The organism is Streptomyces sp. ISL-12, from assembly GCF_018614415.1.
Taxonomy (GTDB): Bacteria; Actinomycetota; Actinomycetes; order Streptomycetales; family Streptomycetaceae; genus Streptomyces.
In genome coordinates, this window is sequence record NZ_JAGGOO010000137.1 from 1 (window position 1) to 19058 (window position 19058).

Genomic DNA, 19058 nt, shown 5'->3' on the forward strand with positions numbered 1-19058 from the left:
GGCGGGGTCGGTGGGGTCCCAGCGCGGGCCGGGGGTGCCGGACGGCTGCTCGGGACCGTTGCCCGGGCCGCCGGGGCGCTCGCCGAAGCCGCCGGGGGAACGGCCGGGCTGCCGGTCGCTCCACCGACCGCCCCACGGCCGGTTGCCGTCACCCCGGCCCGAGGAGCCCCGCGAGCCGTCGCCGCCGGACCCGTGCCGCGGCTGCCAGGGCTGGTCCGGGGAGCCCTCGGGCGGCGGGGCGAAGGGGTTGTCGTCCTGCTGGGCGCCCTCCCGGCGCCCCTGCCGGGCACTGTCCCGGGACCCCTTCCGGCTCTCGCCCCGCCCCTCGCCGGACCCGTGGCCGCCCGGCGCGTCGGGCGGCGAGGACGGGCGCTCCCGCAGCAGCACGACGGCGCTGTGCTCCCTTCCCTGCGCCGACTGCTGGGGGAGCGTGAGCAGTCGCGGGCTGCGGTCCGGCATCAAGTGAGCGTCTTCCCCTTGGCTGTGCGGATCGGGCGGTTACGAGTGGTGAACGCGCGGTGCGCGGACAGCGTTCCCGGCGCGCCCTCGACCCGACGCTACCTTCCGGCCACGCCCCCGTCCCGAGGGGGCCGCCCGGAGTGCCGGTATCGTTGCTGCCGGTCGGCTGCTTCGTAGGCTTCCCCGTATCCGGGGGCGTGAAGCATTCGTATGACCGCACAAACGCGGTGGTACGAGCCGCCCGTACGCACCCGTTTCCCCGAGAAAGGGCCCCATCGTGGCCGCCAAGCCCGTGGCCGAGGGCGTCGCACGCCTCGTCGTCCTGGTCTCCGGATCCGGCACCAACCTCCAGGCGCTCCTCGACGAGATCGACGCCACCGGCACCGCGGCCTACGGCGCCGAGATCGTGGCCGTCGGCGCCGACCGCGACGGCATCGAAGGGCTCGCCCGCGCCGAGCGCGCCGGGCTGCCGACCTTCGTCACGAAGGTCAGGGACTACGCCACCCGCGAGGAGTGGGACGTCGCGCTCGCCGAGGCCGTCGCCGCGTACGAGCCCGACCTCGTCATCTCGGCCGGGTTCATGAAGATCGTGGGCAAGGAGTTCCTCGCACGGTTCGGCGGGCGGCTGATCAACACCCACCCCGCCCTCCTGCCCAGCTTCCCGGGCACCCACGGCGTGCGCGACGCGCTCGCGTACGGCGCGAAGGTCACCGGCTGCACCGTCCACTTCGTCGACGACGGCGTCGACACCGGGCCGATCATCGCGCAGGGCGTGGTGGAGATCCGGGACGAGGACGACGAGAGCGCTCTGCACGAGCGCATCAAGGAAGTCGAACGAAAGCTGCTCGTCGACGTCGTGGGGCGGATCGCCCGCAACGGCTGTTCGATCGAGGGACGAAAGGTAGTTATCCCGTGACCGCCGAGAGCAACAAGCGGGCCATCCGCCGCGCACTGGTCAGCGTCTACGACAAGACCGGTCTCGAGGACCTCGCCCGCGGCCTGCACGAGGCGGGCGTCGAACTCGTCTCCACCGGGTCCACGGCCGGCCGGATCGCCGCCGCCGGGGTCCCGGTCACCAAGGTCGAGGAGCTCACCGGCTTCCCCGAGTGCCTGGACGGACGGGTCAAGACCCTGCACCCCAAGGTGCACGCCGGCATCCTCGCCGACCTGCGCCTGGAAAGCCACCGGCAGCAGCTCAACGAGCTGGGCGTGGCCCCGTTCGACCTGGTCGTGGTCAACCTCTACCCGTTCCGCGAGACCGTCGCCTCGGGCGCCACCCCCGACGAGTGCGTCGAGCAGATCGACATCGGCGGCCCCTCGATGGTCCGCGCCGCCGCCAAGAACCACCCCTCGGTCGCCGTGGTCACCAGCCCCGAGCGCTACGCCGACGTCCTGTCGGCCGTGCGGGACGGCGGGTTCGACCTGGCCACCCGCAAGCGGCTGGCCGCCGAGGCGTTCCGGCACACCGCCGAGTACGACATCGCGGTCTCCTCCTGGTTCGCCTCGTCCTACGCCCCGGCCGACGACTCGGCCTTCCCCGAGTTCCTCGCCACCAGCCTGGAGCGCTCGCACACTCTGCGCTACGGCGAGAACCCGCACCAGCCCGCCGCGCTCTACACCGCGGGTACCGGCGGTCTCGCCGAGGCCGAGCAGCTGCACGGCAAGGAGATGTCGTACAACAACTACACGGACACGGACGCCGCCCGCCGTGCCGCGTACGACCACGCCGAGCCCTGCGTCGCGATCATCAAGCACGCCAACCCGTGCGGCATCGCGGTCGCCGCGGACGTCGCCGAGGCGCACCGCAAGGCGCACGCCTGCGACCCGCTGTCGGCCTTCGGCGGGGTCATCGCCGTCAACCGGCCCGTCTCCAAGGAGATGGCCGAGCAGGTCGCGGAGATCTTCACCGAGGTCATCGTCGCGCCGGACTACGAGGACGGCGCCCTCGAAGCCCTCACCAAGAAGAAGAACATCCGCGTCCTGCGCTGCCCCGAGACCCCGGCCCACCCGGTCGAGGTCAAGCCGATCGACGGCGGCGCCCTGCTCCAGGTCACCGACCGGCTCCAGGCCGAGGGCGACGACCCGGCCACCTGGACCCTCGCCACCGGCGAGGCGCTGTCGGAGGCGGAGCTGGCCGAGCTGGCCTTCGCCTGGAAGGCGTGCCGGGCGGTCAAGTCCAACGCCATCCTGCTCGCCAAGGACGGCGCCTCGGTCGGCGTCGGCATGGGCCAGGTCAACCGGGTCGACTCCGCGAAGCTCGCCGTGGAGCGGGCGGGCGCCGAGCGCGCGCGGGGGGCGTACGCCGCCTCCGACGCGTTCTTCCCCTTCCCCGACGGCCTGGAGATCCTCACCGAGGCCGGTGTGAAGGCGGTCGTCCAGCCGGGCGGCTCGGTCCGCGACGAGCTGGTGGTCGAGGCCGCGAAGAAGGCCGGCGTGACCATGTACTTCACCGGGACGCGGCACTTCTTCCACTGACGTGGCCGCCGGCGGTACGGGGGCGAGGGCGGGGACGGCGAGAGTGCCCCCGTTCCCGCCCCGTACCGCCGGACTCGTCTCTGCGGCTCGCCGCCGCCGTCGACGTACGGATCGGCCCCGGTGGCGAAGCCGCTCTGCCCGGCCTTCGCCGGCCGTGCGGCGCCGGCCGGCCCGATCGCAGGACGTCCAGGCTCCCCGCGTCCGCATCTTCCCGCCGGCCGGGAGCCCTGAGAAGTCTCAGGGTCACGTCCGGCCCGAAGGCGTGTATTCCTTGAGGTAGTGAGCGACGCGGTCGGCGTAGTCGCGGTACTTCGGGGGAACACCGGCCGCGTCGTTCACCGTGTCGTACGACGTCCGGTAGGCGGCGGCGATCAGGACGCGGCGGTCGCCGGGCAGGTCGTCGGCCAGGCGGGGGGCGATCCAGCACAGGTAGCGGCCCATCGCCGGGATGGACTCGGCCGGGGGGAACGGGGGTTCGGGCACCGTCTCGGCGGGGGTGCCGTCGTCGTTCATCCACCAGCGCAGCACCTTCGGCGTCCACCGGGCGATGCCGTACTCGTTGAGTTCGTAGTCGGCCAGGTCCGGGTCGAAGTCGCTCTCCACCTTCAGCATGGCGGCGATCAGCGCCGGGGTGACGTCCTCGTCCGCGCAGTCGTGCGCCGTCTCCACGATCAGCAGCCGGTAGGCGGACGGGACGCCCCGGTCGGTGCGCAGCTCGGCGGCGCCGTAGGAGGCGGCGGCGACGGCCGCGGCGCCGGCCGTTCCCGTGCCGCCCCCGCCCTGCCGGTCCGGTCCGGCGGCGGTCAGGCCGACGACGCCGTACACCAGCGCCGCGACGGCCGCCGTGGCGGCGGCCGCCACGGCGAGGACGCGCCGGCGGCGTGGTCCGGGCAGGTCCCGGCGGGCGAACGGGTGGGTCGGCCAGGGGAAGCGCCGGCCGGCCGGTGCCGTGGCCGTGGCGTCCGAGACCCGGCGCAGCAGCGCCTCGGTGCCGACGCGGCCGGCGTGCGTACGGGTCAGACAGGCGCGGACGATCTCCCGCCACGCGTCGGGCAGTACGGGCGACAGGCGCAGCTCGTCGGTGCCGCGGGCGTAGGCGACGGCCGCGTCGCGGCGGGCCGTCGGGGTGCCGCCGGGCAGCGGGAAGGAACCGGTGAGCACCAGGTGGGCGAGGACCCCGAAGGCCCAGACGTCGGCGGACGGGCGGGTCTGCCGGCCCCGTTCCCCGACCTCGGACCACAGCAGCTCGGGCGGGGTGTAGTCCGGGGTCGAGAAGGCGGGCGTGTAGGCGTGGGTGCCCTCCAGCTCCGCGGCCATGTTGAAGTCGGCGAGGCGCACCGAACCGTCCGCCATCAGCAGCACGTTGCCCGGCTTCAGGTCGCCGTGCACCCAGCCCGCCCGGTGCAGCTGGGCCAGGCCCTCGCAGACCTGGGCGAGCAGGACGGGACCGGACGGCGGGCGCGGGGTGGCGGCCAGCAGGCCGGACAGGGAGCCCTCGGCCCGTTCCAGTACGAGCACGGTGGCGCCGTCGAGGCGGGGCGCGCCGGGGTCGTCCACGGTGAGGGTCTCGTACATCCGCACCAGCCGGGGCCGCCGCAGCCGGCCGAGCAGCCGCACCTCACGGTCGATCAGTTCGCGCAGGTGGGCGAGTTGGCGGGGCGTCCCCGTGCCGGTGGGCAGGAACTTCAGGGCGACCGAGTCCGGCGCGTCCGGCCCGCCCTCGCCGGCACCGGCCCGGCGGGCCGCGTACACGCTGCCGAAGGCGCCGGTCGCGATCGGCTCGCGCACCTCCCAGCCGCCCACCCGGTACCCCCGGGGCACCGGCACGGCGTACGGCTCGGTCACCGCGGCACCCGTCGGGACGGCGCCGAGAGGACCAGCAGGTCGTCCTCGCGGACCAGGTCGAAGCGGAGCGCCAGCGACACCAGCGACTCCTTCTTGCCGTTCAGCCGCGGACCCGGCTCGGCCGTCTCCGGGCCGGGCTTGAGGCGCAGCTTGACGGCCAGGTAGTCGATGTTCCACTGCACCGAGGTGCGGGACGCGGCCGGCCAGGTGGGACGCAGCCGCTCCACGACCTGGTCGACGGTGGGCAGCGGGGCGTGCGGCGCGCCCCGCAGGCGCGGCTCGCACAGCGCGGCCAGGACCGCGAAGTACCGCTTGGTGCGGTCCACGGAGAAGGCGGGCGCGGTCGGGTCGCCGTCGGTTCCGTCCTCGGCGCGCAGGCAGTCGTCTCCGTCCTCGGCGCGCAGGTAGTCGTGGCGCGGCGCCCACACCTCCACGGGGAGCAGGTCGCCCGCCGCGGGCAGCACGATCCGCGAGAACTCGAACGGCACCGGCGCGTCCAGCCGGTCCGGCGCCACCTTGATGTGCTCGCCCGCGCCCTCCGGGTTCTCCACCACGTACGTCTGGTGGCCGGAGAGGTTGCTCAAGGTCCAGAACGCGCCCTGGGCGGTGATCTCACCAGCTCTGCGGGACACCCCGTCGTGCGGGATCAGCAGGCCGTCCGCGCCCACCGCCCGCCCGAAGGCGAGCCGCTCGCCGGGAGCGAGCCGGACCTGGGCGCGGTCGACGGGGCCGGCCGGACCCCGTCCGTCCTCCGTGGTCGGCGGAGGTACCACGATGATGCTGTACAAGGTGCGTCTCCCCGTGCCTGACGGCTGCCTCGGCCAGCCTAGGGGGACACGTGAGGGCCGTGTCCCCCTCGAAAGGGTGGAACACGGCCCTCACGGTTGAATGGCGAGAACGGGACCCCGGACGGGTACGGGGGTCAGTTCTGGATGACCATCGTGCTGGCGGCCTTGTCGTGCCAGCCCTGCTGGCGGCCGGACTTGTCCCAGAACGGGGACAGGTAGACGAGCAGCTGGCCGATGCCGCAGGCGAAGCCGCCGACCACCGGGATGATGTAGCGGATGAACGACGACCCCAGGCCCGGCTTCTGGCCGGTGTCGACCTTCACCACGCGGATGCCGACGCAGAGCTTGCCGAGGGTGGCGCCCACCAGGCCGGTCATCAGCCACTCGTAGAGCACGCCGATGAGCAGGAACACGCCGAAGATCGCGCCGAACGAGCTCACGAAGTCCGAGCCGGCGTCGTTCATGCAGCTGTCGTAGTTGACGGAGGCCGGGTCGCAGTCCTGCATCGCGTCGACCGAGCCGGCCACACCGATGAAGGCGAGGACGGCGTAGATGATGACGAAGGCCACGCTGTCGATCAGGCGGGCGCTGAAGCGGCGGGCCATGGAGGCGACGCGCGGTCCGCCCGGGTAACCGCCCTGCTGCGGGTAGCCGTACCCCTGCTGCGGCGGAACGCCCGGCGCCTGCGGGTAGCCGTAGCCGGCCTGACCCTGCTGGGGGTACTGGGGGTAGCCGTAGCCGGGCTGCCCCGGCTGACCGGGCTGCTCCTGCGGCGCGCCGTAACCCGGCTGGCCCGGCTGCCCCGGCTGACCGGGCTGGCCCTCCTGGGGGGCGCCGTACCCGGGCGGGGGGTTCTGCGGCTGACCGTACGGATTGTTGGGCGAGCCGAAACTCATGGCGGATTTCCTCCGTTGCGCAAGCGGGGACGGTGCGGACGCCGCGGAGGAACGTCAGGACGTGAGCGGTTCGCCCCCCGAGCTTGACCGCGGTACTGCGCCGTTCATCGTCCTTGGCGGGCCGATCCCTTGTCCAGCCGATCGCCGCACTGTTGTGCAAGTGCAACATCCCTGATCAAGGACGGATACGGCAGGACAAGCCGGCCGCCGCCGCCCGGGGGCTGCCCGGATGGTGGCCGGATTGGAACAGGAGGGCGGTCATCCGCGAGGATGGAGGCATGACCGCCCAGATTCTCGATGGCAAGGCCACCGCAGCCGCGATCAAGTCCGAACTGACCGCCCGCGTGGCGGCCCTGAAGGAGAAGGGGGTCACGCCGGGGCTCGGCACGATCCTCGTCGGGGAGGACCCCGGCAGCCAGAAGTACGTCGCCGGCAAGCACCGGGACTGCGCCCAGGTCGGCATCGCCTCCATCCAGCGTGAGCTGCCCGCGACCGCGACGCAGGAGGAGATCGAGGCGGTCGTCCGCGAGCTGAACGAGGACCCGGCCTGCACCGGCTACATCGTCCAGCTGCCGCTGCCCAAGGGCATCGACGAGAACCGCATCCTGGAGCTGATGGACCCGGAGAAGGACGCGGACGGCCTGCACCCGATGAACCTCGGCCGCCTCGTCCTCAACGAGCCGGCGCCGCTGCCCTGCACCCCCAACGGCATCCTCACCCTGCTGCGCCGCCACGGCGTGGAGATCAAGGGCGCCGAGGTCGTGGTCGTCGGCCGCGGGGTCACCATCGGCCGGCCGATGCCGCTGCTGCTCACCCGGCGCAGCGAGAACGCGACCGTGACCCAGTGCCACACGGGTACGCGCGACCTGGCCGCCCACCTCAAGCGCGCGGACATCATCGTCGCCGCGGCCGGTTCCCCGCACCTGGTCCGGGGCGAGGACGTCAAGCCGGGCGCCGCCGTCCTGGACGTCGGTGTCTCGCGCAACGCCGAGGGCAAGATCGTCGGCGATGTCCACCCGGACGTCGCCGAGGTCGCCGCCTGGATCTCCCCGAACCCCGGCGGCGTCGGCCCGATGACCCGGGCCCAGCTGCTGGTCAACGTGGTCGAGGCGGCGGAGCGCAGTGCCGGCCGATGAGAAGGCCGCGGACACGGTCGACGAGGAACGGGGCGCGGACGCGGTGACGGAGGCCGGGATGGCGCGGAAGGCGACCGAGGGCGGTGCCGGTGCCGGTGACGCTCGTCAGGACGGTGTCGGTGCCGGTGACGCTCGTCAGGCCGGTGCCGGTGCCGGTGCCGGTGCCGGTGACGCCGACGCCCGTGTGAGCGGCTTCGGTGACGGCGCCGGCGAGCTCACCGTGCGGGACCCCGTCAGTGCCCCCGACGCCCAGGGCCGCCCGCGTCGCGTCACCCGCCGCTTCCCCCTGTTCACCAGGGACACCGCGCGTCCCGAGGGCGGCGGCCGGGCCGCCCCCGGTGACGCCCCGGCGCCCGCCCGGCAGTGGCCGGTGCTCACCGTGGCGGGACTGGTCGGGCTGGGCCTGCTGCTGACCGCGCTGGACGTGTTCCGGTACGGGACGCTGCTCATCGGCCTCGCGCTGCTGGGCGGCGCTGTGCTGCGCTGGTTCCTGCCCGACGTCGGCATGCTCGCCGTGCGGTCCCGCTTCACGGACATCGCCACGTACGGCTTCCTGGGCCTCGTCATCGTGCTGCTGGCGTTGATGGCGCAGCCGAAGCCGTGGCTGGAGATCCCGTTCCTGAAGGACACGCTCCACTTCACGGTGAGCAACGGATAACGCGCGCAGCCGCCCGCGTCGCGGAACGGCTGTCACGGAACGGCGGCCCGTCCTCTCGCCCCCCGGCGTGAGGACGGGCCGCCGTCCGCTGTCCTGGTCCCGCGCCCCGGCGCCGTTCGTCTACCAAGACACCCGCCGAACACGTGACCGGAGAGAGTCGTGCGCCGGGCGTGACAGGGCGTGCGCGGGCGTGTGCATTCGGTGTGATGATGTGGCGACAAGTTCGCGGATGTGTGGTCAACTCGTCCGAGAACCGCTTCACTTGGTCAATCGGGACGGTCCGGGGCGTCCCGACGGAAAAACAGGTCTCCGTGATTGGGACCACGGGGGCCTCGGTGGGAGACTGGTCCGCGATCCAGCGGGCGTGCGACGGTGCTCGCCCGCGGTTGCTGTGCTTCTGTGCGCCCCCACCCCGGGAAACCGAGTTCCACGCCGGGCGCATCCCTGTGGGTAGCCAGAACGGGACTCGGCGGAGCGCATGCGCACGGGGGAACGACCAGTACGACCCAGCAAGACATCCGGGGGGAAGAGGGGGAAGCAATGCCTCGTTGGAAGGCCTTGCCCGACGAACTCGATCCGCAGATCAAGGAGTTCGCCGGCCAGTTGCGCAGGCTCGTCGACCGCAGCGAACTGAGCATCGCGGCGGTGGCCGACGCCACGGGCTACAGCAAGACGTCCTGGGAGAGGTATCTCAACGGCCGGCTGCTCGCGCCCAAGGGGGCCATCGTGGCCCTGGCCGAGGTCACGGGGACCAATCCGGTCCATCTGACCACCATGTGGGAGCTGGCCGAGCGGGCGTGGAGCCGCTCGGAGATGCGGCACGACATGACCATGGAGGCCATCCGGATCTCCCAGGCACGCGCGGCGCTGGGCGAGTTGACCGCGCCCCAGCAGCAGGCCAGGAGCGGCCGGGGCACCACGGAAGCCGCGGGGGTCAAGGCGGCCGCGGAAGCCAAGGGCGGCGCGGGAGCCAAGAGCGGCCGGGCGGTCGGCCGTGGGGTGCTCACGCCCGGGATCGCCGGTCCGGCCGGGGTGGCGCCCACCGTGCCGCCGGTCCCGGCGCAGCCGACGGCCGCCGACAGCCAGGACTGGGCCGGTGACCGGGGTGGCGTTCGGGGCGGCGTCGCCCGGGACGCCGGGGCCCGGGACGGCGATGCGGCCGCCGAGGTCTCCGGCGCGTCCTCCGGTGTCTCCTCGGGCGCGTCCTCGGGGGGCAACTCCTGGGGCATGGCCGGTTACCGCGGACCGGCGCCCTCCGGCAACCGGAGAGCCACGCCGCCCGGCGAATCCGGGCCGGACGCCACCGTGGCGCTGGGCACCTTCGGGAGTGCCCGGCCCGCGGGCACGCAGCCGCAGGGCGGACCGCCGCCCGGCGACCACGGGCCGGGACAGGGCTCCGGGAGCGGCGGCAAGCGGCTGACGACCTTCGTCGCGGGCGTGGTCGGCGTCCTCGTCGTGGTCGCCGGCGCCTTCTTCCTGCTGAACGACGGCGGCGAGAAGGAAGCGGACGCCCGTCCGTCCCCGTCGCCCACCGTGTCCACCGGCCCGGAGCTGCCGGCCGGCGTGAAGTGCAGCGGCGACCAGTGCACCGGCAAGGACGCCGAGACGATGGGGTGCGGCGGAGACCTCGTGACCACCGAGCGGACGGCGACCGTCGGCACGGCCGTCGTCGAGGTCCGGTACAGCAAGACCTGCGGTACGGCATGGGGCCGGGTCACCCAGGCCGGCCAGGGCGACGAGGTCGAGGTGAGCGCCGGCGGAGCCGAGCAGACCGGGTCGATCACGGTGGCCGGCGACACCATCGCGTACACGCCGATGGTGGCCGTCGACAGCGCGGCCGACGCCAAGGCGTGCGTGACGCTGGCGTCGGGGGAGAAGGGCTGCACGGAGTAGCGAGCGGACCGAACAACCGGAAAACCGAACAGCCGGAAAACAATCCGTCGGGCAGGCATGGTCGGCGGCTTCGGGGGCACGCGAACAGTACCCCCACGGGATCCGGCAACGGGTGTCCCATACGGCGGCCGCTCACGTCCCCCCTCTCCCGGACGGGCGGCCGCCTCTTTTTCGCAGGCCCGGGGGGTTGTGGGCCGGGGATCTGTGGGCTGGGCCACACGCACCCGGAGGTCCGGGTTGCCGGATGCGCGATAGCCTGACGGCTGGATGGATCTCTTGATAACGAGAGATCGATCAAACGTAGCGGGGCAGGGACGCCGCCCCACCGCCAGCTGTCATACGGAGAACGCCATGACCCGCACTCCCGTGAACGTCACCGTCACCGGCGCGGCCGGCCAGATCGGTTACGCCCTCCTCTTCCGCATCGCCTCCGGCCAGCTGCTCGGCGCGGACGTGCCGGTGAAGCTGCGCCTGCTGGAGATCACCCCGGCGCTGAAGGCCGCCGAGGGCACGGCGATGGAGCTGGACGACTGTGCGTTCCCCCTCCTCCAGGGCATCGACATCACCGACGACCCGAACGTCGCCTTCGACGGCGCCAACGTCGGTCTGCTCGTCGGCGCCCGCCCGCGCACCAAGGGCATGGAGCGCGGTGACCTCCTGGAGGCCAACGGCGGCATCTTCAAGCCGCAGGGCAAGGCCATCAACGACCACGCCGCGGACGACGTCAAGGTCCTGGTCGTCGGCAACCCGGCCAACACCAACGCGCTGATCGCGCAGGCCGCCGCGCCCGACGTACCGGCCGAGCGGTTCACCGCGATGACCCGCCTGGACCACAACCGCGCGCTGACGCAGCTCGCGAAGAAGACCGGCTCGACCGTCTCCGACATCAAGCGGCTGACCATCTGGGGCAACCACTCCGCCACCCAGTACCCGGACATCTTCCACGCCACCATCGCCGGCAAGAACGCCGCCGAGGTCGTCGACGACGAGAAGTGGCTCGCGGACGAGTTCATCCCGACCGTGGCCAAGCGCGGCGCCGCGATCATCGAGGCCCGGGGCGCGTCCTCCGCCGCCTCCGCCGCCAACGCCGCCATCGACCACGTCCACACCTGGGTCAACGGCACCGCCGACGGCGACTGGGTCTCCATGGGCATCCCGTCGGACGGCTCCTACGGCGTCCCCGAGGGCCTCATCTCCTCCTTCCCGGTGACCTGCAAGAACGGCACGTACGAGATCGTCCAGGGCCTGGAGATCAACGACTTCTCGCGCGCCCGCATCGACGCCTCCGTCAAGGAGCTGGCCGAGGAGCGCGACGCGGTCCGCGGCCTCGGCCTCATCTGAGCCGCACCGCCCACGACGTCCGACGGGCCCCCTTCCGGTACTGACCGGAAGGGGGCCCGCTGCGTCCGCAGTGACATACCGCACTTTCAGCCATCGATTCGGCATGCAAACAGGCGACCGGGGCAGGGCTCCCGGTCGCCCGGACGCGACACCCGGACGCGATGCCCGGGATTCGTGACACCCCGACGCGACACCCGGGATCGCGACACCCCGACGTGCCACCCAAGTGACACACGGGCGCTGAACAGGACCGAAAGGCGGACATCAGGCATGGCGGCAGGTACGGCGGCAGGCATGGCGGACAGAGCGGAACCGTCGGCGGAGCGCACGCGGCGCAGCATCCACGCGGGAGGCGAGTGGCGGGAAGCGTCCTCCGGGGCCACCCGGGAGGTCGTCGACCCCGCGGACGCCCTGCCGTTCGCCGTCGTCGCGGAGGGCGACGCGAAGGACGCCGACCTCGCGGTGGCCGCCGCGCGCCGCGCCTTCGACGAGGGCCCGTGGCCGCACACCCCGGTCGCCGAACGCGCCGCCCTGCTGCGCCGCGTCGCGGATCTCCTGGTCCGCGACCGGGAGCGGATCGGCCTGCTGGAGAGCCGGGACGCCGGCAAGACCGTCGAGGAGGGCCGTGTCGACGTCGACTGTGTCGCGGACGCCTTCCGCTACTTCGCGGACCTGGTCGCCGCCGAGGCCCCCGGCCGGGTCGTCGACGCGGGCACCCCGGACGTGCACAGCGTCGTCGTCCACGAACCCGTCGGCGTCTGCGCGCTGATCACGCCCTGGAACTACCCTCTGCTCCAGGCCAGTTGGAAGGTCGCCCCGGCGCTCGCGGCCGGCAACACCTTCGTGCTCAAGCCGAGCGAGATCACCCCGCTGACGACCATCGCCCTGATCGAGCTGCTCGTCGAGGCGGGGCTGCCGGCCGGTGTCGCCAACCTCGTCACCGGCCCCGGTGACACCGTCGGCGCCCGGCTCGCCGAGCACCCCGACGTCGACCTGGTCTCCTTCACCGGCGGCCTGGCCAGCGGCGTCAAGGTCGCCCGGGCCGCCGCCGTCACCGTCAAGAAGACCGCCCTCGAACTCGGCGGCAAGAACCCCAACGTGGTCTTCGCCGACGCCTGCGCCACCGCCGAGGGCTTCGACACCGCCGTCGACCAGGCCCTCAACGCCGCCTTCATGCACAGCGGCCAGGTCTGCTCGGCTGGCTCCCGTCTGATCGTCGAGGAGTCCGTCCGCGACCGCTTCGTGGCCGAACTCGCCCGCCGCGCCGAGCGCATCCGCCTCGGCCGCGGCACCGAGGAGGGCGTCGAGTGCGGCCCCCTGGTCTCCGAGCGGCAGCGCGCCCGCACCGAGGAGTACGTCGCCTCCGCGCTCGCCGAGGGCGCGGTCCTGCGCTGCGGTGGCAAGCGCCCCGCCCCCTGCGCCGTACGCCCCGAGGCCGGCTGGTTCTACGAGCCGACCGTCCTCGACCACTGCCACCGCGAGATGCGCGTCGTGCGCGAGGAGGTCTTCGGCCCGGTCCTCACCGTGGAGACCTTCCGCACCGAGGACGAGGCGGTCGCCCTCGCCAACGACACCGAGTACGGGCTCGCGGGCGCCGTGTGGACCGCCGACGCGGGCCGCGCGCGCCGGGTCGCGGGCCGGCTGCGCCACGGCACCGTCTGGATCAACGACTTCCACCCCTACCTGCCGCAGGCGGAGTGGGGCGGCTTCGGCAAGAGCGGCACCGGCCGGGAACTGGGGCCCGCGGGCCTTGCCGAGTACCGCGAAGCGAAGCACGTTTATCAGAACCTCGCGCCCGCGCCCGTCCGCTGGTTCGCCGGCTGACACCGCGGCCCGCCACCCCCTCCACCCACCCCAGCCCCACCTGGAGTACCCCCATGCCCGAGACCCCCCACGTCTACGACTACGTCGTCATCGGCGGCGGTACCGCCGGCTCGGTCATCGCCGCCCGTCTGACCGAGAACCCCGACACCACCGTCGCCGTCATCGAGGGCGGACCCAGCGACGTCGGCCGCGACGACGTGCTGACCCTGCGCCGCTGGATGGGCCTGCTCGGCGGCGAACTGGACTACGACTACCCCACCACCGAGCAGCCGCGCGGCAATTCGCACATCCGGCACAGCCGCGCCCGCGTCCTCGGCGGCTGCTCCTCGCACAACACCCTCATCGCCTTCAAGCCGCTGCCGTCCGACTGGGACGAGTGGGAGGCGGCCGGCGCCAAGGGCTGGGGTTCGGTGCCGATGGAGGCGTACTGGGCCCGGCTGCTCAACAACATCGTCCCGGTCGACGAGAAGGACCGGAACGCCATCGCCCGCGACTTCGTCGACGCCGCCCAGAAGGCGCTCGAAGTCCCCCGGATCGAGGGTTTCAACAAGAAGCCGTTCACCGAGGGCGTCGGCTTCTTCGACCTCGCCTACCACCCCGAGAACAACAAGCGCTCGTCGGCGTCGGTGGCGTACCTCCACCCGGTGATGGACGAACGCCCCAACCTCACGATCATGCTGGAGACCTGGGCCTACCGGCTGGAGCTGGACGGCACCCGCGCCGAGGGCGTGCACGTGCGCACCAAGGACGGCGAGGAGATCCTCGTACGGGCCCGGGGCGAGGTCGTCCTCTGCGCCGGCGCCGTCGACTCCCCCCGGCTGCTGCTGCACTCCGGCATCGGACCGCGCGCCGACCTCGAAGGGCTCGGCATACCCGTGGCGCACGACCTGCCCGGCGTCGGCGAGAACCTCCTCGACCACCCCGAGTCCGTGATCGTCTGGGAGACCAACGGTCCCATCCCGGAGAACTCCGCGATGGACTCCGACGCCGGCCTGTTCGTGCGCCGCGACCCCGAACGCCAGGGCCCCGACCTGATGTTCCACTTCTACCAGATCCCGTTCACGGACAACCCCGAGCGACTGGGCTACGAGCGCCCGGAGTTCGGCGTCTCGATGACCCCGAACATCCCCAAGCCGCGCAGCCGCGGCCGGCTCTGCCTGACCAGCGCCGACCCGTCCGTCAAGCCCGCCCTGGACTTCCGCTACTTCACGGACGAGGACGACTACGACGCCCGTACCCTCGTGGACGGCATCCGGATCGCCCGCGAGATCGCGCAGACCGAGCCGCTGGCCGGGTGGCTCAAGCGCGAGGTGTGCCCCGGCCCGAACGTGCTGGGCGACGCCGAGCTGAGCGAGTACGCCCGCAAGGTCGCGCACACCGTCTACCACCCGGCGGGCACCTGCCGGATGGGCGCCCCCGACGACCCGCTCGCCGTCGTCGGCCCCGACCTGCGGGTGCGCGGCCTGGAGGGCCTGCGGATCGCCGACGCCTCCGTCTTCCCGACGATGCCCGCCGTCAACCCGATGATCGGCGTGCTGATGGTGGGGGAGAAGGCCGTCGAGCTGATCGGCGGTGACGCCCGGTGAGCGCCGTCACCCAGACCCCGGCCGAGCGTCCCCCCGTCTTCTCCGTGGACGGCCTGTGGAAGGTCTTCGGCCCGAAGGCCGACCGCGTCCCCGGCGACCCCTCCCTCACCTCCCTCAGCCCGGCCGAACTGCGCTCCCGTACCGGCTGCACGGCCGCCGTCCGGGACGTCGGCTTCGAGGTGCGCAAGGGCGAGGTCTTCGTCGTCATGGGCCTGTCCGGCTCAGGCAAGTCCACCCTCGTACGCTGTCTGACCCGGCTGATCGAACCGACGGCCGGCACCATCGCCATCGACGGCGACGACGTACGCGCCATGGACCGCGCCCGGCTGCGCGCCCTGCGCCGGCACCGCACCGCGATGGTCTTCCAGCACTTCGGCCTGCTCCCGCACCGCACCGTGCTGGACAACGTCGCCTACGGCCTGGAGATCCAGGGCGTGGGCCGCGCCGAGCGGCGCGAGCGGGCCGCCGCCGTCATTTCCAAGGTCGGCCTGGAAGGCATGGAACGGCGCCGTCCGGCCCAGCTCTCCGGCGGCCAGCGCCAGCGCGTCGGCCTCGCCCGCGCGCTCGCCGTCGACCCCGAGGTGCTCCTGTTCGACGAGCCGTTCAGCGCGCTCGACCCGCTCATCCGGCGGGACATGCAGGAGGAGGTCGTCCGGCTGCACCGCGAGGAGGGCCGCACGATGGTCTTCATCACCCACGACCTCCAGGAAGCCCTGAAGCTCGGTGACCGCATCGCCCTGATGCGGGACGGCCGGGTGGTGCAGCTCGGCACGCCGGAGGAGATCGTGGGCTCGCCCGCCGACGACTACGTACGGGAGTTCGTGCGGGACGTGCCGCGCGAGCAGGTCCTGACGGTCCGTACGGCGATGCGGCCCGCCGCCGACGCGGGCGAGGCGGGCCACGGCCCGGCGCTGCGCCCCGACGCCACCGTCTCCGAGGCCATCGAGGCCGTCGCCCGCGCCGGATCGGCGGCCCGGGTGATGGCCGACGGCCGCTGCCTGGGGGTGGTCGACGCGGGCGCGCTGCTCGGCGTCGTCGCCGGGACCGGAGGAGGCTCAGGAACCGGCCCTGCGGTCCCTGAGGGCCCTGCGGTCCCTGAGGGCCCTGCGGTCCCTGAGGGCCCTGCGGTCCCTGAGGGCCCTGCGGTCCCTGAGAATCCCGCCGTCCCCGAGGACCCCGAGGACCCCGACGATCCCGAGGACCCCGAGGAGACGGAACGGCCGAAGGAGGCGGTCTGATGGCGACCGCCACGGCGTCCACCGCCCCGCGTCCCGCCCTGCCGGCCCTCCTGCGTCGCCGCCCCGTCGGCAAGCTGCTGCTCCTCGCCGTCGCCGCCGCCGTCCTCGCCCCCCTCGCCCACGCCCAGTGGTCCAGCGGAACCTGGCCGGCCGCCCTCACCGTCGACGTCTCCGCCCCGCTCGGCGACGTCAGCGACTGGATCATCGACAACCGCGACAGCCACCCGCTCTTCCTCTACTTCTTCGGCCACGTCAGCAACGCCGTCGTCCTCTCCGTACGCGCCGTCTACCTCGCCCTGCTCGCCGTCGGCTGGGCGGGCGTCACCGCGATCGGCGTCCTGGCCGCCTGGCGGGTGGCGGGCGCCCGGCTCGCGCTCGGCACGGCTGCGGCGTTCCTGGCCTGCGGCCTGCTCGGCATGTGGGTGCCGACGATGCAGACCCTCGCCCTGATGGTCGTAGCCGTCCTGGCCTCGGTGGTCGTGGGCGCCCTGCTGGGGCTGGCCGGCGGGCTGTCCGACCGGATGGACCGGCTGCTGCGCCCGGTCCTGGACACCATGCAGGTGCTCCCCGCCTTCGCCTACCTCCTCCCGGTCGTCCTGGTCTTCGGCATCGGCGTCCCCGCCGCCGTCCTGGCCACCGTCGTCTACGCCGCCCCGCCCATGGCCCGGCTCACCGCCCTCGGCCTGCGCGGCGCCGACAAGGAGGTCCTCGAAGCCGTCGAGTCCCTCGGCACCACCGCCCGCCAGCGGCTGCTGACCGCCCGTGTCCCGCTGGCCCGCAGGGAGCTGCTGCTCGGCCTCAACCAGACGATCATGATGGCGCTGTCCATGGCCGTCATCGCCTCCGTCATCGGTGCCGGCGGGCTCGGCGACCGCGTCTACCAGGCGCTCGCCTCGGTCGACGTCGGCGCGGCCCTCGTCGCCGGCATCCCCATCGTGCTGCTCGCCGTCGTCCTGGACCGGGTGACCGGCGCGGCGGGGGAGCGGACGGGCCAGGAACCGACGTCCCCGGCGGGATGGCTGTCCGCGCTCGCCGCCGCCGTGGCCGTCGCGGTCGCCGGTCGCCTCGCCGGCCGCCTGGAGTGGCCGGAGTCCTGGGAGCTGGGCATCGCCGGACCGGTCAACCGCGCCGTCGACTGGATGACCGCCCACCTCTACTCCGGCGTCCCCGTCGTCGGCGGCACCGCCGACTGGGCGGGCCGCTTCACCACCTGGGTCCTCGACCCGCTCCGCGACGGCCTGCTCTGGCTGCCCTGGTGGTCCGTGCTCCTCCTCGTCGCCGCCCTGGCCTGGCTGATCGGCACCTGGCGCACCGCGCTCACCGCCGTCCTGGCCATGGCCGCGATCGGCGTCCTCGGCGTGTGGGAACCGTCCCTGGACACCCTCTCCCAGGTCCTGGCGGCCGTCGCCGCCACCCTGGTCATCGGCTTCGCCACCGGCATCGCGGCGGCCCGCGGCGACCGCTTCGAACGGCTGCTCCGCCCGGTCCTGGACGTCTTCCAGACGATGCCGCAGTTCGTGTACCTGATCCCGGTCGTCGCCCTGTTCGGCGTCGGCCGTGCCCCCGCCGTGGCCGCCGCCGTCGTCTACGCCCTCCCCGCCGTCGTCCGGATCACGGCCCAGGGCCTGCGCGGCGTCGACCCGGGCGCCCTGGAGTCGGCCCGCTCGCTCGGCGCCACCAGCGGGCAGCAACTGCGCCAGGTCCAGCTCCCGCTGGCCCGCCCGGCCCTGCTGCTCGCCGTCAACCAGGGCGTCGTCCTGGTCCTCGCCGTCGTCATCATCGGCGGCCTGGTCGGCGGCGGAGCCCTCGGCTACAGCGTCGTCTTCGGCCTCGCCCAGGGCGACCTGGCGACCGGTCTGGTGGCCGGCGCGGCCATCGTCTGCCTCGGCCTGATGCTCGACCGGGTGACCCAGCCCACCGAACGCCGCGCACGGAAGGGAGCCTGACATGCGCCGTCGTGTCATCGCCCTGGCGGGCTCGCTGCTGCTGACCGGCTGCGGCGCCGCCGACATGACCAAGCAGGCGTCACCGTTCGCGAACGCGCAGGGCGCGAAGACGGTGACGCTGTCCGTGCAGTCCTGGGTCGGCGCCCAGGCCAACGTGGCCGTCGCCCGGTACCTCCTGGAGCACGAACTCGGCTACCGCGTCGACACCGTCCAGGTCGACGAGGTGCCCGCCTGGGACGCGCTCAGCCAGGGCCGCGTCGACGCCATCCTGGAGGACTGGGGCCACCCCGAGCAGGAACAGCGCTACGTCGAGGACAAGCGCACCATCGTGAACGGCGGCGACCTCGGCGTCACCGGCCACATCGGCTGGTTCGTCCCGACGTACTTCGCGAAGGCGCACCCCGACGTCAGGGACTGGAAGAACCTGGACAAGTACGCCGGTCAGCTCCGCACCCCGGAGAGCGGCGGCAAGGGCCAGCTCCTGGACGGCTCCCCGTCCTACGTCACCAACGACAAGGCGCTGGTGGCCAATCTGGACCTGGACTACCAGGTCGTGTTCGCCGGCTCCGAGGCCGCGCAGATCACCCAGATCCAACAGTTCGCGAAGGAGAAGAAGCCCTTCCTGACGTACTGGTACAGCCCGCAGTGGCTGTTCGAGAAGGTCCCGATGACCGAGGTGAAGCTCCCCGCCCGCGAGGACGGCTGCGACGCCGACCCCGCGAAGGTCGACTGCGCCTACCCGGTCACGCCCCTCCAGAAGTACCTCAACGCCGACTTCGCCCGGGACGGCGGCAAGGCGGCCCAGCTGCTGAGGAACTTCAAGTGGACCACCGAGGACCAGAACGAGGTCTCCCTGATGATCGCGGAGCAGAAGCTGTCACCGGAGGAGGCGGCGGAGAAGTGGGCGGACAGCCACGCGTCGGTGTGGCGGACGTGGCTGCCCTGACCCGTGGCCCTCAGCCGCGCAGCGGCC

The 19058-nt window shown here is 73.2% G+C and carries 14 protein-coding genes and 1 pseudogene; 11 read left to right on the forward strand and 4 right to left on the reverse strand.

Features of this window, described 5'->3' with window-relative positions; all coding sequences use genetic code 11:
- Positions 1-459 (reverse strand): annotated as a pseudogene (locus J7I94_RS32070) (hypothetical protein); the annotation flags it as partial.
- Between the two features lie 277 nt (positions 460-736).
- Here J7I94_RS32070 and purN point away from each other — a divergent pair.
- Both purN and purH read left to right on the forward strand, forming a co-directional pair.
- Positions 737-1375: a phosphoribosylglycinamide formyltransferase gene (gene purN / locus J7I94_RS32075; protein WP_215172829.1), complete on the forward strand. Its 639-nt coding sequence runs from the start codon at positions 737-739 to the stop codon at positions 1373-1375.
- Positions 1372-2934, forward strand: a complete 1563-nt coding sequence (purH, locus tag J7I94_RS32080) for a bifunctional phosphoribosylaminoimidazolecarboxamide formyltransferase/IMP cyclohydrolase (protein WP_215172831.1) — start codon at positions 1372-1374, stop codon at positions 2932-2934. Before purN ends, purH begins: the two co-directional genes overlap by 4 nt.
- A 243-nt stretch (positions 2935-3177) precedes the next feature.
- Here the strand turns inward: purH and J7I94_RS32085 are convergent, their stop codons facing one another.
- The 3 genes from J7I94_RS32085 to J7I94_RS32095 form a co-directional block, all read right to left on the reverse strand.
- Complete coding sequence (locus J7I94_RS32085; protein ID WP_215172833.1) at positions 3178-4779, reverse strand: protein kinase; 1602 nt, start codon at positions 4777-4779, stop codon at positions 3178-3180.
- On the reverse strand, positions 4776-5567 hold the full coding sequence (locus J7I94_RS32090; protein ID WP_215172835.1) for an FHA domain-containing protein: 792 nt from the start codon (positions 5565-5567) through the stop codon (positions 4776-4778). The genes J7I94_RS32085 and J7I94_RS32090 overlap by 4 nt, the downstream gene beginning before the upstream one ends.
- A gap of 134 nt (positions 5568-5701) precedes the next feature.
- Entirely contained in the window at positions 5702-6463 is a 762-nt protein-coding gene (locus J7I94_RS32095; protein WP_215172837.1) for an RDD family protein, read from the reverse strand.
- A gap of 278 nt (positions 6464-6741) precedes the next feature.
- On the opposite strand from J7I94_RS32095, the gene J7I94_RS32100 reads away from it, so the two are divergent.
- The 9 genes from J7I94_RS32100 to J7I94_RS32140 all read left to right on the forward strand — a co-directional run bounded on the left by J7I94_RS32100 (position 6742) and on the right by J7I94_RS32140 (position 19031).
- Complete coding sequence (locus tag J7I94_RS32100; RefSeq protein ID WP_215172839.1) at positions 6742-7599, forward strand: bifunctional methylenetetrahydrofolate dehydrogenase/methenyltetrahydrofolate cyclohydrolase; 858 nt, start codon at positions 6742-6744, stop codon at positions 7597-7599.
- A 58-nt stretch (positions 7600-7657) separates the two neighbouring features.
- Positions 7658-8257, forward strand: coding sequence for a DUF3017 domain-containing protein (locus J7I94_RS32105; protein ID WP_215172899.1), 600 nt, complete (start codon positions 7658-7660; stop codon positions 8255-8257).
- A 540-nt stretch (positions 8258-8797) separates the two neighbouring features.
- Positions 8798-10150: an XRE family transcriptional regulator gene (locus tag J7I94_RS32110; RefSeq protein WP_215172841.1), complete on the forward strand. Its 1353-nt coding sequence runs from the start codon at positions 8798-8800 to the stop codon at positions 10148-10150.
- A gap of 351 nt (positions 10151-10501) precedes the next feature.
- Positions 10502-11491 carry a malate dehydrogenase gene (locus J7I94_RS32115; RefSeq protein WP_215172843.1) on the forward strand — a complete coding sequence of 330 codons (990 nt, stop codon included), beginning with the start codon at positions 10502-10504 and terminating at the stop codon, positions 11489-11491.
- 294 nt (positions 11492-11785) lie between these two features.
- Positions 11786-13315, forward strand: a complete 1530-nt coding sequence (locus tag J7I94_RS32120) for an aldehyde dehydrogenase family protein (RefSeq protein WP_215172845.1) — start codon at positions 11786-11788, stop codon at positions 13313-13315.
- 53 nt (positions 13316-13368) lie between these two features.
- The gene (locus J7I94_RS32125) at positions 13369-14901 is read left to right on the forward strand and encodes a GMC family oxidoreductase (RefSeq protein ID WP_215172847.1); all 1533 of its coding nucleotides are present in this window, start codon (positions 13369-13371) and stop codon (positions 14899-14901) included.
- Complete coding sequence (locus tag J7I94_RS32130) at positions 14898-16139, forward strand: betaine/proline/choline family ABC transporter ATP-binding protein (RefSeq protein WP_308114785.1); 1242 nt, start codon at positions 14898-14900, stop codon at positions 16137-16139. The genes J7I94_RS32125 and J7I94_RS32130 overlap by 4 nt, the downstream gene beginning before the upstream one ends.
- The gene (locus tag J7I94_RS32135; RefSeq protein WP_215172849.1) at positions 16139-18085 is read left to right on the forward strand and encodes a proline/glycine betaine ABC transporter permease; all 1947 of its coding nucleotides are present in this window, start codon (positions 16139-16141) and stop codon (positions 18083-18085) included. The genes J7I94_RS32130 and J7I94_RS32135 overlap by 1 nt, the downstream gene beginning before the upstream one ends.
- Position 18086: 1 nt before the next feature.
- Complete coding sequence (locus tag J7I94_RS32140; protein ID WP_215172851.1) at positions 18087-19031, forward strand: ABC transporter substrate-binding protein; 945 nt, start codon at positions 18087-18089, stop codon at positions 19029-19031.
- Positions 19032-19058: the final 27 nt, after the last annotated feature.